This is a genomic window from Gemmatimonadaceae bacterium (assembly GCA_035533015.1).
Lineage (GTDB): Bacteria > Gemmatimonadota > Gemmatimonadetes > Gemmatimonadales > Gemmatimonadaceae > JAGWRI01.
Map to the genome: position 1 here is coordinate 55,590 of DATLUQ010000047.1, position 17,371 is coordinate 72,960.

At 69.9% G+C, this 17,371-nt stretch carries 14 protein-coding genes; 8 read left to right on the forward strand and 6 right to left on the reverse strand.

Translation table 11 applies throughout. From position 1 onward, the window contains the following. Positions 1 to 133: 133 nt before the first annotated feature. From VNF92_09395 to purH, 7 genes are all read left to right on the forward strand, one after another. The gene (locus tag VNF92_09395) at positions 134 to 2,923 is read left to right on the forward strand and encodes a valine--tRNA ligase (GenBank protein HVA58091.1); all 2,790 of its coding nucleotides are present in this window, start codon (positions 134 to 136) and stop codon (positions 2,921 to 2,923) included. After that, entirely contained in the window at positions 2,911 to 4,245 is a 1,335-nt protein-coding gene (locus VNF92_09400; protein HVA58092.1) for an Ig-like domain-containing protein, read from the forward strand. The genes VNF92_09395 and VNF92_09400 overlap by 13 nt, the downstream gene beginning before the upstream one ends. Continuing rightward, complete coding sequence (selA, locus tag VNF92_09405; GenBank protein ID HVA58093.1) at positions 4,242 to 5,597, forward strand: L-seryl-tRNA(Sec) selenium transferase; 1,356 nt, start codon at positions 4,242 to 4,244, stop codon at positions 5,595 to 5,597. Before VNF92_09400 ends, selA begins: the two co-directional genes overlap by 4 nt. Continuing rightward, positions 5,594 to 6,145, forward strand: a complete 552-nt coding sequence (locus VNF92_09410) for an HAD family hydrolase (GenBank protein ID HVA58094.1) — start codon at positions 5,594 to 5,596, stop codon at positions 6,143 to 6,145. Before selA ends, VNF92_09410 begins: the two co-directional genes overlap by 4 nt. Further along, a complete protein-coding gene (purN, locus tag VNF92_09415) occupies positions 6,142 to 6,828 on the forward strand; it encodes a phosphoribosylglycinamide formyltransferase (protein HVA58095.1) in 687 nt (228 codons plus the stop codon). Before VNF92_09410 ends, purN begins: the two co-directional genes overlap by 4 nt. A 13-nt stretch (positions 6,829 to 6,841) precedes the next feature. Continuing rightward, positions 6,842 to 8,920, forward strand: a complete 2,079-nt coding sequence (locus tag VNF92_09420; GenBank protein ID HVA58096.1) for a M20/M25/M40 family metallo-hydrolase — start codon at positions 6,842 to 6,844, stop codon at positions 8,918 to 8,920. 133 nt (positions 8,921 to 9,053) lie between these two features. Continuing rightward, positions 9,054 to 10,586 (forward strand): bifunctional phosphoribosylaminoimidazolecarboxamide formyltransferase/IMP cyclohydrolase, encoded by a 1,533-nt coding sequence (gene purH / locus VNF92_09425; GenBank protein ID HVA58097.1) that lies wholly within the window; start codon positions 9,054 to 9,056, stop codon positions 10,584 to 10,586. A gap of 14 nt (positions 10,587 to 10,600) precedes the next feature. Here purH and VNF92_09430 read toward each other — a convergent pair whose 3' ends face one another. Continuing rightward, the gene (locus VNF92_09430) at positions 10,601 to 11,023 is read right to left on the reverse strand and encodes a VOC family protein (protein ID HVA58098.1); all 423 of its coding nucleotides are present in this window, start codon (positions 11,021 to 11,023) and stop codon (positions 10,601 to 10,603) included. Between the two features lie 247 nt (positions 11,024 to 11,270). On the opposite strand from VNF92_09430, the gene VNF92_09435 reads away from it, so the two are divergent. After that, positions 11,271 to 13,580, forward strand: a complete 2,310-nt coding sequence (locus VNF92_09435; GenBank protein ID HVA58099.1) for a DUF2723 domain-containing protein — start codon at positions 11,271 to 11,273, stop codon at positions 13,578 to 13,580. A gap of 66 nt (positions 13,581 to 13,646) precedes the next feature. On the opposite strand, the gene VNF92_09440 is transcribed toward VNF92_09435, so the two are convergent. The 5 genes from VNF92_09440 to VNF92_09460 form a co-directional block, all read right to left on the reverse strand. Next, positions 13,647 to 13,976, reverse strand: coding sequence for a hypothetical protein (locus VNF92_09440; protein HVA58100.1), 330 nt, complete (start codon positions 13,974 to 13,976; stop codon positions 13,647 to 13,649). Between the two features lie 36 nt (positions 13,977 to 14,012). Beyond that, positions 14,013 to 14,483, reverse strand: a complete 471-nt coding sequence (locus VNF92_09445) for a hypothetical protein (GenBank protein ID HVA58101.1) — start codon at positions 14,481 to 14,483, stop codon at positions 14,013 to 14,015. 136 nt (positions 14,484 to 14,619) lie between these two features. Continuing rightward, on the reverse strand, positions 14,620 to 15,624 hold the full coding sequence (locus VNF92_09450) for a c-type cytochrome (protein HVA58102.1): 1,005 nt from the start codon (positions 15,622 to 15,624) through the stop codon (positions 14,620 to 14,622). Continuing rightward, entirely contained in the window at positions 15,621 to 16,319 is a 699-nt protein-coding gene (locus VNF92_09455; protein ID HVA58103.1) for a c-type cytochrome, read from the reverse strand. The genes VNF92_09450 and VNF92_09455 overlap by 4 nt, the downstream gene beginning before the upstream one ends. 10 nt (positions 16,320 to 16,329) lie before the next feature. Further along, positions 16,330 to 17,334, reverse strand: coding sequence for a substrate-binding domain-containing protein (locus VNF92_09460; GenBank protein ID HVA58104.1), 1,005 nt, complete (start codon positions 17,332 to 17,334; stop codon positions 16,330 to 16,332). Between the last annotated feature and the right edge of the window lie 37 nt (positions 17,335 to 17,371).

A 17,371-nucleotide genomic window follows, 5' to 3' on the forward strand; every position in this document is an offset into this window, starting at 1 on the left:
CGCGGCGCGCGGGCGCACCGGCGCCGAGTCTGCGCGATCTTCCGCCCATGCCCGCCCGCCGCGGGCTCTTCATGCCCCTCCCACGCAGCGTTAGCTTTAGAGTTCCCCGCGATCACCCCGGCGACTCGACCTGATGGCCAGCTCCACCACGGAACTCCCCGACCACTACGATCCCGCCTCCACGGAGTCGGAGATCTACCGCCGCTGGCGCGACGCCGGTGCGTTCGGCGCCGACGCCGGCGCGTCGCGCCGCGCGGGCGGCGACCGCGAGCCGTTCACGCTCGTCATGCCGCCGCCCAACGTCACCGCGGTGCTCCACGTGGGCCACGGGCTCAACAATACCGTGCAGGACGTGATCGTCCGCTGGGCACGCATGCAGGCCGGCACCGAAGCGCTGTGGGTGCCCGGCACCGACCACGCCGGCATCGCCACGCAGAACGTCATCGAGAAGCAACTCACCGTCGAAGGCAAGACGCGCTTCGACCTGGGGCGCGCCGCGTTCGTCGAACGCACCGAGGCCTTCGTGGCGCAGACCGGCGGCACCATCCTCGAGCAGTTGGCCGCGCTCGGTTGTTCCGCCGACTGGTTGCGCACCGCCTATACGTTCAGCCCCTCCCTCTCGCGCGGCGTGCGCGAGGCGTTCGTGCGCCTGTTCGACGACGGCCTCATCTACCGCGGCCACCGCGTCATCCACTGGTGCCCGCGGTGCCTCACCTCCCTCAGCGACGAGGAGGCGGAGTTCCAGGAAGAGACCGGCACGCTATACCACGTGGCGTACCCGGTCTCGGGCCAGCCATCCCGCACCGTCGTCGTGGCGACGACCCGTCCCGAGACGATGCTCGGCGACGTGGCCGTGGCGGTGAATCCGGCCGACGACCGCTACCGCGACCTCGTTGGGAAATCGGTGCGGCTTCCGATCGTGGACCGCGACATTCCGGTGATCGCCGACGAGTACGCCGATCCCACGTTCGGTACCGGCGTGGTGAAGATCACGCCCGCGCACGACGCCAACGACTTCGAGGTGGGCCGGCGCCACCGCCTCACGATGCCGGTGGTGATCGACGAGACCGCGCACATGACGGAAGTGGCCGACGCGGACGGACGCGTGCCGCCGTGGCTCGCGGGGCTCGACCGGTTCGAGGCGCGCGACCAGATCGTCGAAGCGCTGCGCCGGTCGGGCGCTCTCGTCAAGACCGAGACGCACCGCCACAACGTGCGCCACTGCTACCGCTGCGACACGGTGGTGGAACCGCGACTCTCCGATCAGTGGTTCGTGAAGATGGCGCCGCTCGCCAAGCCGGCGCTCGACGCGGTGCGCACGGGCGCCATCCGCATCCTCCCCGAACGGTGGGAGGCCGTGTACGTGAACTGGCTTGAGAACATCCGCGACTGGAACATTTCGCGGCAGCTCTGGTGGGGGCATCGCGTGCCCGTATGGTACTGCGACGAGTGCGATCCGCCCAACGTGTTCGCCAGCCGCGAGGACCTCACCGAATGCCCCAACTGCGGCTGCCCGGTGCGCCAGGACGAGGACGTGCTCGATACCTGGTTCTCGTCGTGGCTGTGGCCCATCTCGACCCTTGGCTGGCCCGACGCACAGGCGCCCGATCTGAAGGCGTTCTACCCCACGGACGTGCTCGTCACAGCCCCGGAGATCCTGTTCTTCTGGGTGGCGCGCATGATCATGGCCGGCTACCAGTTCGAGGGCCGCGCCCCGTTCCACACCGTCCTGTTGCACGGCACGGTGCGCGACACGAACCACGTGAAGATGTCCAAGTCGCTGGGCAACGGCATCGACCCGCTGGACGTGATCCGGCTGTACGGCGCCGACGCCCTGCGGTGGACGCTGATCTCCGGCATGGGCCTCGGGGCCGACGTCATTCTCGATCCAAGCGATCTCGAGAAGTCGTTCGCCACGGGGCGCAACTTCGCCACCAAGCTCTGGAACATCGGACGTTTTCTGTTGGCCAACGTGGGCGATGCCCCCGTGCCCGCCCTCGATGCGATCGCGCCTGACCGGCTCACCCGCGCCGACACGTGGATTCTGGCGCGGCTCGATGCCGCGATCGCCGAGTGCGACGCGGCGCTGGGACCACTCCGTCCGACCCAACCGACCGCGGGAACCGACGGCGTGGCCTGGCGCCCCGAGCAGCGCTACCAGGGCATGCGCCTCAACGAGTACGCCGAGACGGCTCGGCGGTTCGTGTGGAGCGAACTGGCCGACTGGTACGTGGAGGCGATCAAGGGGCGGCTGGCCGGCGGCGGCAACGACGGCGAGGTGGCGCGGGCCGTGCTCGTGCACGCGTTCGACCGGGCGCTGCGCCTGCTCCACCCGATCGTGCCATTCATTACTGAATCCATATGGCAGCGGCTGCCGTCGCGCCCCGCGGGCGCGCTGCTGATGCGCGCGGCGTGGCCGGTGGCGGGGAACCGGGGCGGGACGGGCGCGGCGGAGTTCGAGCTGGTGCGGGAGGCGGTGAACGCGCTGCGTCAGGTGCGGGCGGAGTACGCCATCGCCCCCGGCAAGACCATCCCCGCCACCGTGATACCGGCGGACGGCGCCGTGCGCTCCCACGTGTTCGCCGATGAGACGGTCACGATCGAGCGGCTGGCCCGCGTGTCGCTCTCGGTGGCCGCGGCACCGCCACCCGGTGCCGCTTCGGCGGTGCTCCTGCGCGACGGATCTGAGATCAGCGTGCCCCTGGCCGGCCTCATCGACGTCGACAAGGAATGCGCGCGACTGGTGGCCGACCTCACCGGACTGGAAAGGCAGATCGGCGCGCTCGAGGGGCGCCTCGGCAACGAGAAGTTCACCGCCAAGGCGCCCCCCGCCGTCGTGCAGAGCGAACGCGATAAGCTGCTCGAGTGGACTGCGCGTCGGGATCAGCTTCGCCGCAAAGTCGAGGCGCTGTGCGGCGGCTGATTGCCTTCGTGGCCCTCGCCGCCTGCGCCTCGATGGGCCCCGTTCCCGGCGGCCCCGAAGATCACACGCCGCCCGAGGTCCTCAGCACCAGGCCGGACACCAATGCCGTGAACTTCCACGGCAAGGCCGTGAGCTTCCGGTTCGACGGAGTGGTGAGCGATCGCTCCGGCCCCAAGCAGGACCTCACGGGGCTGTTTCTCATCTCGCCGCGCGACGGCGACCCGCGCGTCGACTGGCACCGCGACCGCATCGACGTCCGGCCGCGCCGCGACTGGCGTGCCAACACGGCCTACCGCGTCACGCTCCTCCCCGGGCTGGCCGACCTGAGCGGCAACGTCCTCCAGACGCCGTACACGATGGTGTTCAGCACCGGCCCCACCCTGCCGACACTCGGCGTGGTGGGCCGCATATTCGACTGGTCCACCGGACGCGAGGCGGCCAACGCCGTCGTCGAGGCCGTCCTGGACCCCGACAGCGCGGCGGCAAGGCCGGCCGTCAAGCGCGGCCAGCGCCCCGACAGCGAGGTGTACATCACCACCGCCGACAGCACGGGCCAGTTCCAGATCGGCCCATTCGGCGCCGGCACCTACACCGTGATCGGGTTCGTGGACGCCAACAAGAACCTGACCCGCGACCCTGGTGAGATCTGGGACAGCACGCAGGTCCATATCACCACGACGCAACCCATGCTCGAGCTGCTCGCCGCCAAACGCGACACGATCGGCCCGCGCATCATGACGATCGTGGCCGACGACAGCGTGACGCTGCGCGTGACCATCGACCACCCGCTGGACCCGCAGGCCCCGCTCGACACGGCGCAATTCCGGATCATGAGCTCCGACTCGGCGCACCTCACCGTCCTGGCCGTGCGCACGCTCGCCGCATACGACACGGCGCGCGCCAGGGCCCGCGCCGACTCGACGCGTATCGCCGATTCCCTGGCCGTATTGCGCGATACCCTGAAGCGCGCGCCGCCGAAACCCAAGCCCGCACCGCCCAAGGCCGGACCCGAGGTGCCGAAACCGTCCAGGCCCGCGCCCGCTACGGTACTCATGATCGACCTGGCGCTCGGTTCCCACGTGCGACCGCTCACGCAGTATCGCGTGACTGCCACCGATCTCGTGAATCTGCTCGGCTACAAAGCGACCTCGACACGCGTGTTCGCCACGCCCAAGCCACCGGCCCCGCCCGACACGAGCAAGGCCAAGGGCGCGATCAAGCCAGACACCGGCAAACGGGTCGTAAAGCCCGACTCCGCGGCCAAGGCCAAGCCCGATACGACGGGCGGACGGGGGGCGGCCAAGCGCGGCGGCGGGCCGTGACCGATCCTCGCCGCGGCATCCCGAGCGTGAGCGCGCTGCTCGACCTGACGGAGCTGCGCGTGCTCGCCGACGCGGGCCCCCGCGACCTCGTGGTGAACGCGGTGCGCCGCGTGCTCGACGACGTACGCCGCGGCCAGGCGCCGCCGGCCAGCGATCGCGAATGGGCGGCGCGCGTGGCGGCCGCCGTGTCGCTCGCCCAGCGCCCGTCGCTGCGGCCCGTGCTCAACGCCACCGGCATCGTGCTCCACACCAACCTCGGACGCGCCCCGCTGGCACACGCCGCCGCGCTGGCGATCCGCACCGTGGCCGGAGGATTTAGTAATCTTGAATACGACCTCGATGCCGGCAGCCGCGGCTCGCGCTACGCGCACTGCGTGGGCCTGCTCCGCGAACTGACGGGGGCCGAGGACGCGGTCGTGGTCAACAACGGCGCCGCCGCGCTGCTGCTGGCGCTCAACACCGTGGCCGACGGACGCGACGCCATCGTCTCACGCGGCGAACTGGTCGAGATCGGCGGCCACTTCCGCGTGCCCGACATCATGGCCAAGAGCGGTGCCCGCCTGGTCGAAGTGGGGACCACCAACCGCACGCATCTCGCCGATTACGCCGGCGCCCTGGGGCCGCAGACGGCCGCGATCGTCAAGGTGCACCGCAGCAACTTCTCCATGGACGGATTCGTGGCCGACGTGGCGGTGCCCGATCTGGTGCGGCTGGCCGCCCCGCAGGGCATTCCGGTGCTCCACGACCTGGGCAGCGGCCTCCTGATGCCGCTCGACCGGATCGGCCTCGGCGGCGAGCCCACGGCCGCCGACGCCGTGCGCGCCGGCGCTCGCCTGGTCACGATGAGCGGTGACAAGCTGCTGGGTGGACCCCAGGCCGGCATCATCGTCGGCGCCGCCGCCGAGGTCGCGCGCGTCCGCGAGAACCCACTCACCCGCGCCCTCCGCGTGGACAAACTCACCCTCGCCGCGCTCGAAGCGACCCTGGCTCTGTATCGCGAACCGGACCGCGCGTTCCACGAGATCCCCGTGCTGCGCCTGCTCGGCACTCCCGTGGCGGTACTCCGCGAACGTGCCGAGGCCATTTGCGCCGCGCTCCCTGCGGGCCTGAACGCGCGCGTCGTGCCCACCGAGGCGGCGGTTGGCGGCGGCGCATTTCCCACCGTGACCATCCCGTCGGTGGCTGTCTCGCTTGGCGGCGACGCCGCGGCACTCGATGCGCGGCTGCGCGCCGGAGAGCCCGCGGTCGTGGGACGCATCCGCGACGACCGGCTGCTCGTCGATCTCCGCAGCGTCCCCGAGCGCGACGACCCGGCGCTCATCGGCGCGCTCGCACGGGCGCTCGAGGCATGAGCGGCCGGCGCGCCGCGTTTCTCGATCGGGACGGCACGATCATCCACGACTTCCATTTCACCGACAGCCCTGCCGACGTGCTGCTCATTCCCGGCGCCGCACGCGCCATCCAACGGCTCAACAAGGCGGGCGTGCCCGTGATCCTGGTGACCAACCAGTCGGGCATCGCACGCGGCTTCTTCACGATGGCCGACTACGAGCGCGTCAACGCGCGGATGCAGGAACTGCTCGAGGCCGACGGCGCTCGTATCGACGACGCGTACGTCTGCCCGCACCACCCGGAATTCTCGGGCCCCTGCGCCTGCCGCAAGCCCGGCACCCTGCTGTTCGAGGAGGCGGCGCTGGAGCACGGCCTCGACGTCGCGCGGTCGCTGTTCGCCGGCGACCGGTTCCGCGACATCCAACCCGGGCTCACGCTGGGCGGCCTCGCCCTGCTCGTGCCCACCGACGAGACACCCGCTGCGGATCTCGCGGCAGCCGTCGCGCCGGCAGCCATCGTCGCCACGCTCGACGACGCGGTGGCCCGCTTTCTCGCCGCCGGCACGTGAGGGCGCGCATCGCCGTGCTCGCCTCGGGCGGCGGATCGAATCTCCAGGCCATCCTCGACCATCTCGCCGCGCTGGGCGAACGCCGGGCCGGTGACGTCGTGCTCGTCGCGTCCGACCGCCCCGCCGCGCGCGCGCTGGATCGGGCGCGAGCGCGCGGCATCGCCACGGCCGTCATCCGCACGAGCGCCCACCCCGAGGGCACGCCGATCGGCACCGTGCTGCGCGACGCGCGGGTGGACTACGTGGTGCTCGCGGGATACCTTCGCCTCGTGCCGGCGGACGTCGTGCGCGCGTATGCGGGGCGAATGGTCAACGTGCACCCCGCGCTCCTCCCGGCATTCGGCGGCCCGGGCATGTACGGCCATCACGTGCACGAAGCGGTGATCGCGGCGCACGTGCGCGAGAGCGGTGCGACGGTGCATTTCGTGGACGAGGAGTTCGACCAGGGTGCGATCATCGCCCAATGGGCGGTGCCCGTGAGCGCCGGCGACAGCGCCGATACGCTCGCCGATCGCGTGCTGCGGGTGGAGCACGCCCTGTATCCGCGCGTCGTGCAGGCCCTCGCGTCCGGCACCCTGCATCCGGGACAACCGGCGCGTGTTGGACGCGCCGCGCCACTTCACCTCGCCGATCTCGACGATCGGCGACTCGCCGAGGACATCGAGCATGCGTTGGGCTTCTAGATTCGCAGTCGTCGTGCTGACGGCATCCGGCATCAGCGCTCCGCACGCCGCGCGCGCGCAGACCGCGTCCCTCATTCCCGCGGTGCAGCAGTGGATCGCGCTGCCAGCCGCGCCGGGTCACGAACGGTTCGCAACCGACCGCATCCAGGCGGCGGCGCCCGGGTGGACCCGCGACGCGATGGGCGACCTGGTGAAGGTGCGCGGCGCCGGCTCGCCGGTGCGCGTGATCGCGTGCGGACTCGACGCACCGGCCTACGTGGTCAGCGAGATCACCGACGGCGGGTATTTGCGAGTGCAGATGGACGGCAACGGCCCGCGCCGCCCGCTCTGGGACCAGTTTCACGAGGGCCAGCGCATCCTGATCATGACCGGCGATCCAGCCACGTCGCGACGGGTGCACATGGTGCCCGGCGTGTTCGCCGTGCGCAGCGTGCACCTGTGGCGCGGGCGCGCGCCGCATCCTGGCGCGACGACCATCGAAGACCTGTGGCTCGACGTCGGCGCGCAGAACAGGGCCGAGGTGGCGGCCATGGGCATCCGGCTGCTCGACCCCGTGTTCCGCGATCTGCCGCCGTGGCGTGTCGGAGACCGCGTGGTCGGCCCCGAAGCGTCGTCGCGCGCCGGATGCGCGGCGGTGGCGGCGGCGGCGCAGGCCAGCCCCACGCTGGGCAAGACCATATTTGTGATCTCGGCGCAACGCCGTTTCAACTGGGCCGGGCTGTCGGGCGTGCTGGCCCGCACCGGGCACGTCGACTCGCTCACCGTGGTTGACGACGCGCCGGTCCGCGAGGCCGACACCGCGGCCATCACGGAGGGCCCGTTCCGCGTCAACGCGCCGGCCGGTGTGACCATCGGCTACGCGCGCGCGTTGAGCGTCCGCGCCACCGATGCCGGTACACTCATCGAGCGCGTTGCCGACGCCGACCTGCGGACGCTGTTCGTCCGCGTGGCGGCGGCCGCCGGCGTTTCCGCGCCAGCCGCGCCCCTGATGCCCGACGCCGCGCTTCCGGTGGTGGCCGAGGCGCATGACCGTCTGACGCCGTACGCCGACCTCCTCGCCCGACTCTCCGACCGCTATGCGGTGTCGGGGCACGAGGCGCCGGTCCGCGACGTCGTGCGGGCCGCCATGCCGGCGTGGGCCCGTTCCGTCGCCACGGTGGACACCGCGGACAACCTGTACGTGGCGGTCGGTCCCGACCGCGACACCGTCGTCGTCGTCGCCCACATGGACGAGATCGGCTTCGACGTGGCGGGAATCGAACCGGACGGGCGCGTGGCGCTCCGCGCACGGGGGGGCTTCATCGGAACCCTGTTCACCGGGCAGCCGGCGTTACTCCACCGCGACGGCGACGACCAGGGGTCGGTATCGAAGCGCGACTGCGTGGCCACGAGCGCGTCGGCGCTGCGGGGCGTATTCGAGATCCCAGATGCGACCACGACGGGGCCCAGCGGCCGCGCCGGTGCGCCCGTGGCGTACGCATGGTTCGGGCCCGATCCGACGGCCCTCGGCATCCGGGCGGGAATGACCGTCACCGGCTACAAGTGCGCGACGCGGCTCGGGCGGTACCGGTTCAGCGCGCGCTCGATCGACGACCGCGCCGGCGACACCGCGCTCCTCTTCGCCATGCGCGCCACCGATCCGAAGAAGCTCGATCACAAGGTGATCTTCGCCTTCTCCACGCGCGAGGAGATCGGGCTCGACGGCGCGGCCGCGCTGGCCGCGGAGTTCGGCGTGTCGGTGCGGCGCGTGCTCGCGGTCGACACCTTCGTCTCGTCGGATTCGCCGCTCGAGACGTCGCGGTTCGCGGACACGCCCATCGGCGATGGCGCCGTGGCGCGGATGCTCGACAACTCCAGCGTCACGCCGCCCGCCGAGTTCGCGCGCCTCGTGCGCCTCGCGCAGGCCCACCACATTCCGCTGCAGTACGGGACGACGAACGGCGGCAACGACGGCTCCGAGTTCGTGCGCTACGGCGTGCCGGACGTGCCCATCGGCTGGCCGTTGCGGTATAGTCACTCGCCCGCCGAGTTGATCGATCTGCGGGACGTCCGCTCGCTGGCGAGGCTGGTGGCGGAGGCGGTAGGACCGTAGGACCATAGGACCGTAGGACCGTAGGACCGTAGGACGGATAACTGCGAACGCCGTCTACCGTCCTACCCTCCTACCTTCCTACCCTCCTACCGTCCTACGTTTCAATTCCCTGACCATCTGAATCTTGCTCACAATGCCTCTCGCTTTACTCTCGGTCTCCGACAAATCCGGCCTCGTCGAATTCGCCCAGGGGCTCACCGCCCTCGGGTGGGAACTCATCTCCACCGGCGGCACGAGCCGAACGCTGCGCGCGGCGGGGCTCAAGGTGCGCGACGTGAGCGAGGTGACCGGCTTTCCGGAAATGCTCGACGGGCGGGTGAAGACGTTGCATCCCGTGGTGCACGGCGGGCTGCTCGCCCGGCGGGATCTGCCCGAGCACATGGCGGCCCTGGCCGAACACCACATCGCGCCCATCGATCTCGTGGTCGTGAACCTGTACCCGTTCCGCGAGACGGCGGCGAAGGTCGGGGTCAGCGCCGAGCACGTGATCGAGAACATCGACATCGGCGGACCGAGCATGCTGCGGTCGGCGGCCAAGAACTTCGCGTCGGTGTACGTGGTGGTCGACCCCGCCGACTATGCGCGGGTATTGGCCACGCTGCAGGCGGGCGACGACGATCTCGACCTGCGGCGCGACCTCGCCGGCAAGGTGTACGCGCACACGGCCAGCTACGACGCGGCCATCGCCACCTGGTTCGCACGCGAGCGGGGCGAGCTATTCCCGCAGACCGTGGCGATGAGCTTCGAGTTGGCGCAGCCGCTACGCTACGGCGAGAACCCGGGCCAGGCGGCGGCGTTCTACGTCGAGCGCCCCGGCGCCGGCCTCGCCGCGCTCACGCAGAAGGGCGGCAAGGAACTCTCGTTCAACAACCTCATCGACCTCGAGGGAGCGCTGCTGGCCATCGAACCGTTCGGCACCGAGACGGCGTGCGTCATCACCAAGCACACCACGCCGTGCGGCCTGGCCGTGGGCGCTACGGCGCGCGAGGCCTACGAGAAGGCGCTGGCCTGCGATCCGGTATCGGCGTTCGGGTCGGTGATCGCCTTCAACGTGCCGGTGGACGAGGAGACCGCCAACATCGTGGCCAGCCTGTTCGTGGAGTGCATCGTGGCCCCGCGCTTCGACGAAGCGGCCGTGGAGGTCCTGGGGCGCAAGAAGAACCTGCGCGTGCTGGAGGGCAAGGCGGCCTGGCCGCCGCACAGCCTGGATTACAAGCGCGTGCGCGGCGGCGTGCTGGTGCAGGAGCGGGCGCCAGGCGTGATCGACGACGCCGGCTGGACCGTGCCCACCAAACGGAGTCCGACCACGGAGGAGCTGGCGGACCTGCTGTTCGCGTGGCGCGCCGTGGCGAGCGTGAAGAGCAACGCCATCGTGCTCACCCGCAACGGCGCCACCATCGGCATCGGCGCCGGCCAGATGTCCCGCGTCGACGCGTCGTTCCTGGCGGCGCACAAGGCACGCAGCCAGGGGCACGACACGAACGGCGCGGTCATGGGTTCCGACGCGTTCTTTCCCTTCCGCGATGGCGTGGATCAGGCCGCCGAGGCGGGAGTCAAGGCCATCATCCAGCCCGGCGGCAGCGTGCGCGACGCCGAAGTGATCGCCGCCGCCGACGAGCACGGGATGGCGATGGTGTTCACCGGCAAGCGGCAGTTCCGCCACTAGGTTGGCGCCGATCTCTACTTGAACGCCGCGAACCCCACCATGTTGCCGCCCGGCTCGCGCACATAGATCTCCGTGCTGCCATAGAAGGTCCGATGGCGCGCCTTGACCACAGGCGCACCGGCCACCGCGCGTTCCACGGCGTCGATGTCGTCCACCGTGAGGAACAGCGTGACCGAATGGCCATCGAGTTCCGGAGCGAGCGACGGGTTGTCGGCGATCACGCTGGCCCGGGTCTGATACATCACCTCGATGCCCGCGCGCTTGAGGCTGGCAAAGACCAGCGCGCCGTCGGGCCCTGGTACCCGGTTCTCCACGGCGAACCCGAACCGGTCCGTCCAGAAGGCGAGACACGGCTCCACGCGCTCGACCACGAGCACGGGGGTGAGCTGATCGAGACGCGGGAGATGAGCGGACTCGGAACTCGCGGCGGCGTTCATGGTAAGGACTCCAGGCTCGTAGAGGGGGAAGCGGCAGGCGCAGACGGAAGGACGATCATACCGAACAAATACCGAAATTACAAGCCCGGCGCACCCGCCGGTGGCGACGGCGAAACTCGCGCGATCGTCAAGGGATCCTGACGTGTCCTTCCCTTTCCTAACTCACGGTCCTGCCACATCTTTGGTGTAACCTGACACGCCCCGCCCACCGGCGGGGCGCGTGCTGTCCGAATCCTTACCGACCGTCATGGCGACCAACGCAAAGCCCGAACTCGACTATCGCCCATCCTACCTGGCTGCCACGATCGCGGGTGCGATGGTCTTCCTGCTCTACCTGGTCACCCTCGCGCCGACCACCGCGATGTGGGACACGAGCGAATACCTTGCCGCCGCGTACACCCTCGGGCTGCCCCACCCACCGGGCAACCCGCTGTTCGTGCTGTTGGGACGCGTGATGTCGCTGCTGCCCATCGCCGGCTCGGTGGCGATGCGCATCAACATCTTCGCGGCATTCTGCAGCGCCGTCGCGGCGACGATGTGGTTCCTGACCACGGAGCGCGTGCTCGTGGGCTGGTTCCCTGAGCGGTGGCGCCGGATTGTGGGAGCGAGCGTCGCGACGATCATCGGGGCCACGGCGTTCACGGTGTGGAACCAGTCGGTGGTCAACGAGAAGGTGTACACCATCTCGCTGGCCGGCATCGCCATCATCTCGTGGCTGATGATCCGCTGGTGCGACGATCCGGAGGCCCCGAAGTCCGACAGGACCATCGTGCTCGTGGCGTACCTGCTCGGGCTGGGCTACGCGAACCACATGGCCGGCATGCTGGCGGCGCCGGCGGTGGGCCTGGCGATCATCGTCCGTCGTCCGCGCTACCTCCTGCGCTGGAAGCTCATCCTGGCGTCGCTGCTCGCCCTGGGGTTCGGCATCACCCCGTTCGCCACGCAGCCCATCCGCTCGGCGTTCTTCCCGCCCATGAATGAGGGCGAGCCGACGGCCTGCACGCACGGACTCCATCTCAGCTGTACGTTCAGCAAGGGCACGTACGACGCCTTCATGTACAACTTCAACCGCGGGCAGTACGGCAAACCCGCGTTGGGCGACCGCCAGGCCCCGTTCATCCAGGGCCAGGTGGGCATGTGGTGGTGGTACTTCAAGTGGCAGTGGATGCGCGACGCGCTCGATCGGCATCCCGGCGTGCAGAGCCTGCTGGCGGCGATCTTCCTCGTCCTCGGGCTGTTCGGCGGCTGGGTGCACTACAAACGCGACCGACGAAGTTGGTGGTATTTCGCTTCGCTCATGTTCACCGTCACGTTGTGCCTCATCTACTATCTGAATTTCAAGTACGGGGCCTCGCAGTCGCCGGAGTTGGGCAACTCGGTGGCGCGCGAGGTTCGCGACCGCGACTACTTCTTCATCTGGAGCTTCTCGCCGTGGGGGGTATGGGCGGCCCTCGGGCTGATGTACGTGTGGGAGTCGCTCGGCTCGCTCGTCGGTACCGAGAAGCAGAAGGTCGGGGGCGAGACGGTCGAGATGCCCACCCGCCGGGGGTGGATGTTCGGGTCGCCGGTGTTGCTCGTGGCGATCATCCCGCTGTTCGCCAACTGGCAATGGGCGTCGCGCGCCGGCCAGACGGACGTGCGCGACTTCGCGGTGGACATGCTCAATTCGGTTGAACCATACGGCGTGCTCGTGGTGGTCGGCGACAACGACACCTTCCCGCTCTGGTTCGCCCAGGACGTCCTGGGCGTGCGCAAGGACGTGGTCGTGGCCAATACGTCGCTGCTCAACACCGACTGGTACGTGCGGCAACTCATCCGGCGGCCCATCTATACGTACGATAAGGCCGCCGGCCCGGCCATCTACCGCAACACCGATTGGCCCAAGCCCACGCGCAGTCCACTCAACATGACGATGGCGCAGGCAGACGCGGTGCCGGAGTACGTGCCCATTCCGCGCACCACGACGTACTCGCTCGGCCCCATCCAGGCGACGATCGATCCGAAGAACCTGCCGCAGGACGGCAACGGCACCGGCTACCTCGACCGGGCGGCGATCTTCGTGCTGCGCATGATCGCTGATTCGTACAACGACCGGCCGATCTACATCAGCCGCACGGCCGGCAATTACGCCCAGACGTTGGGACTGGGCAACAACACGCTCACCCAGGGCCTGGCCGACAAGGTCTTCATCCCCACCAAGGGCATGGGGCCCGACACGGTCCAGGTGGAGGGCGCCGGCTACATGGACGTGAGGCGCACGCGCACGCTGTGGGACAGCGTGTTCGTGGCCACCAAGTCGCTGCCGCGGCGGAACGGCTGGGTGGACCAGCCCTCGATCGGCATCCCGTACCTCTACATCGCCACGGGGATCGAGCTGGCCCAAACGCTGCAGGCAATCGGCCAGCCACAGGACGTGCCGCGTGTCATGGGCGACACGAAGGCAATCATCGACGCGCTCAATCTCCAGTCGATGTTCTCGTCGCTCCAGACGCCGCCGCCGATACCCACAGTGCCGACGGGGGACTCGGCGGTGGGAGCGCCGGTCAAGAAGAAGTAGGAGCGTGGGAAGGTAGGAGGGCAACGACGAACGCTGTTCCTCTCCTACTTTCCTTCCCTCCTATCGTCAAACCAGCTTGAACGGCAGCGCGGCGTTCACCGCCGTGCGAACGGCGTCGAGGGCGGCGTTGATCGCGGCTTCGGCGTCGAGCACGCCAAGTCCTTTTGCCGTCATGAGCACCGTACGGCTCGCGCCCCGCTGGATCTGCATGTGCAGCGCCGCCTCCTCCGGCGTGATGCGGCCCGCCGCCGCCAACGCCTCGATGGTCACGATTGCCTGCGCGATCTTCTTGAACTCGCCTTCGGCATACGCCCGGATGACGGGCGTCTTCTTCTCGAGCACCGCCAACGCGGCGCTCAGCATCGAAGCGGCCAACCGCCCTGCGTCGAGACTCACGATCTCCTCCGGGTCAGACCCCACCCTGGTCCACGGTCAGCCGCCTCGTTTCTTGGCGAGTTCCAGCCGCAGAATGGCTTCGAAGCTCTGGTCGATGGCCTGCCGGTCGAGGGCCAGGCCGACGGAATCCATGCACACCGCCGGCGTCCGCGCACCCGCCAGGCGATGCAGATGCTCCAACGCCGCGAACTCCACGGTATCGAGCACCGCGATCTGGTCGGTGGTCGCCGCGTTCCCCGCCCCCCGGGCGCGGTTGCGCATGGCCAGCGCGTTGAGCGCCGAGTGCACGGCGGTGTAGAACTGCCGGTGCGCGGCGAACAGGCAGGCCGGCGCCGACTGCCGCGCGAGCGCCGTCAGCGAGTCGTCCACCAGCTTCTGCAGCGCCGACACGTCGCGGTCGGTCGTCTCGTCGTAGTCGCTCACGAGGCGCACGGTCGTGCAGCCGGCCGCGATCAGCCACGCCCAGGCCAACGCGTGGCGCCGGGCGGCGTGTGGGAACGTCACCATCGGACGCGTCCATCCATTGGGGGTGCGGCCAACATAGGAAATTTGTGATACCGGCGCAAGCCGCCCGGCCCGCGCGGGTTGCGGGGGGGCCGGTCACGCGGATCCAGCACCCCGCCGCGCGGCGCCGGGGGAGTGGTTATCGCGACGGCGCGCGTGTGGCGCTGGCACCGCGTGTGCTGCCCCCCGGCGCCACCGAGTGTGCGCCGAGCCGCACGCCGTTCACGGTCGTCCCGTACCGCGACATCGGCGAATCGTGGTACAGCGCGCGCGTCTTCTCCACCGAGCCGGCAAAGCGAGGGTCCTGCGGCCGCTCGTGGCCATCCATGAATGCGGCAACGTCCCACGCGTCCTGGTCGCTCAGCGTGCCGCCGAGTCCCAGCGGCATGTTGGCCTTGATGAATCCGGCGGCGTTATTGACGACGGCCATCCCCGCGCCCCAGTTGAACGACTCCGGGCCCCACAGGGGCGGGAACACCTGCGCGCCCCCCGCGCGCTGGCCCTGTCCGCCGGCGCCATGGCACAACGCGCAATGCTGCGCGAACACGGTGGCCCCGCGCGCGTCGTCGGGAGGCAGCGCCGGCCCGGGCACCTTCGGATACCCCCGCCCCGCGATCGCCTCGTTCACCCGCGCCCCCGTAGCCAGCCAGTACGCATAGCTCTCGAGCGCCACCAGCACCGAATCACCGAGCGGGGGCGCCTTGCCGTTCATGCTGAACCGGAAGCACCCCTGCATGCGCTCCTGGAAGGTATTCACGTGTTTGTTCTTGCTGCGGTACGCCGGATAGCTGACGTACGCCGCCCACAACGGCGCCGAATTCGGCAACCGGCCGGCGTCGAGGTGGCAGTTGGCGCAGGTGAGCACGTTACCGGTATACTTTTTTGCATATAGGCCGGTCTGCTCGAAGATCAGTTGGCCGCGCCGCACCTCCTTGCCGAATTCGTCCGCCGGCATGGCGGAGTCGGGAGGCGGGGTGAAGGCGGCCGCACCGGGGGGCGGCGCGGGGGAAGCCGCCGGGATGCGCGGCGTGGCGGAAGTCGCCGGGCCCGGTGGCGCGGGGTGCGACCCCGACCACCAATAGGCGACCCCGCCCACCACGACGACCACCGCGACCACCACCGCGACCGAGGTGGAGACTCTCATGGGCGGCTCCCGCCGGCGAGTCCCGGTGCGGGGGAGCGCGTCGGATAGTAGGCCGCCACCGCGGCGATGTCGGCGTCCGTGAGGCGGCCGGCGATCGCCGACATCAGCGAGAGCGGGCCGGGCGGCCGCGTCCCTTGTTGGTAAGCGTGGAGCTGATTGCTCAGGTAGATCCACGGCTGTCCCGCCAACGGCGGCACGGCGGCCCCGACCCCCACCCCGCCGGGCCCGTGGCACTGGTCGCACGCGGGCAGACCCGTCGCCCACCGGCCGCGGGTGGCCAGGATCTCCCCCAGCCGCAGGTTCGCCCCGCCCGGCATCGTGTCCCCCGATGCGGACGCCGGCACCACGCGCGCCACCGGCAGCCTGCTCACGTACGCGGCCACCGCCTCGCGCTCGGCGGGCGAGAGCAGGGACGCCACCGGGTGCATCACGGCGTCGTTGCGTGCACCGCTCACGTAGGCGTCGAGCTGCGCCAGGACGTAGGCCGAGTCCTGACCGGCGAGCCGCGGCGAGGCCATGGCCGCGAGGCCCATGAGTTGCGGTCCGTGGCAGCTCACGCATGGGGGAACGCCGCGGGCGGTGCCCTGGTGCACAATCTCCGCGGCGCCGGCCGGCGACACTTTCTGTCCGAGGGCACCCCGCACGCCGAGCGCGCTCGCCGCCAGCGCGAGTACGCACTGACGCACATGCGTCATCGTCCCATGACTAGTTCGCGTCGGCCGGCGCCGGTTTGAAGCCATAGCGCTCAAAGATCGCCAACGCGGTGGGCGAACGCAAAAAGGCCACCCAAGCGCGGGCGGCCGCCGGGTGCTTCGCGCCTTTGACCATCGCAGCGGCATACACCGCCGTGGTGTTGTCCTGCGCGGGAATGTCCACATGGCCGATCGGGTGCCCGGCCTGCTCCTGAAAGATCGCCTCCGACTTCCAGGTGATGCCGGCCTCGGCCCGGCCCTGCATCAGGAAGAGGGGCGACTGCCGATGATGGATCTGCGTCAACACCGTGCTCCCGTCCTTCACCTTCGTGTCGTAGACCATCTGCACCAGAGCCGGGCCGCCCGCCTTGTTCAGCGTGCTCTCGATCTGGCGCGCCACACCCTCCCACTGCGGATTCGGCATCACCAGGCGCACGCCGGGTCTGCCCAGGTCGGCCACCGTCCTGATGCCGGCCGGATTGCCCTTCGGCACCATGATGGTCAGGTCATTGGTCACGTACGGCACCGCGGGTCCCACGAGCTTGCCGGCCTGGATCTGCTCGTCCACCTTCTTGAGCCCCGCGGCGTAGACGTCGGGCGCGACCGTCCACGTCATATTGCCGACGGTGATCGTGTTGCCGGCGTCCATCATCTTGACCAGGAGACCGGGCGGGATCGTGATATAGTAGATGCGGCCGCGCAGGTCGGGGTGCTCCGCCTCGAAGGCCTGCACCAGCGGCGCCATGGCGAAGAAATAGTTGCCGCCCACGAAGATCACGAGCTGGGGGTCGTCCAGACTGCCGTGGAAGTCCGGCAGGTTGTCCACCTCGGGCACCGTGAACTCGAGTCCCTTGGCCACGGCCGGATTATTGTCGCCGTGCGACCAGGGAGGATAGATGGCCTCGTCGTGGGGCGCCGCTGGCGGCCTGGCCACGCCGGCCCCCTGGCGGGCGCAGCCCCCGGCGGCGCCCGCCACGCACATCAGCAACGCCAGCATACGTGTGGGGCGCCGGATCATCAGAGCTCCTTGATGGGGCGACAGGATGCGGCGACCG

Bases quoted from the DNA above. Each gene is read 5' to 3' on its own strand.
- VNF92_09435 (HVA58099.1), top strand. From the start codon at position 11,271: ATGGCGACCAACGCAAAGCCCGAACTCGACTATCGCCCATCCTACCTG.
- VNF92_09395 (HVA58091.1), top strand. From the start codon at position 134: ATGGCCAGCTCCACCACGGAACTCCCCGACCACTACGATCCCGCCTCC.
- VNF92_09450 (HVA58102.1), bottom strand. From the start codon at position 15,624: ATGAGAGTCTCCACCTCGGTCGCGGTGGTGGTCGCGGTGGTCGTCGTG.
- VNF92_09445 (HVA58101.1), bottom strand. From the start codon at position 14,483: ATGGTGACGTTCCCACACGCCGCCCGGCGCCACGCGTTGGCCTGGGCG.
- VNF92_09460 (HVA58104.1), bottom strand. From the start codon at position 17,334: ATGATCCGGCGCCCCACACGTATGCTGGCGTTGCTGATGTGCGTGGCG.
- VNF92_09410 (HVA58094.1), top strand. From the start codon at position 5,594: ATGAGCGGCCGGCGCGCCGCGTTTCTCGATCGGGACGGCACGATCATC.
- VNF92_09455 (HVA58103.1), bottom strand. From the start codon at position 16,319: ATGACGCATGTGCGTCAGTGCGTACTCGCGCTGGCGGCGAGCGCGCTC.
- purH (HVA58097.1), top strand. From the start codon at position 9,054: ATGCCTCTCGCTTTACTCTCGGTCTCCGACAAATCCGGCCTCGTCGAA.
- VNF92_09430 (HVA58098.1), bottom strand. From the start codon at position 11,023: ATGAACGCCGCCGCGAGTTCCGAGTCCGCTCATCTCCCGCGTCTCGAT.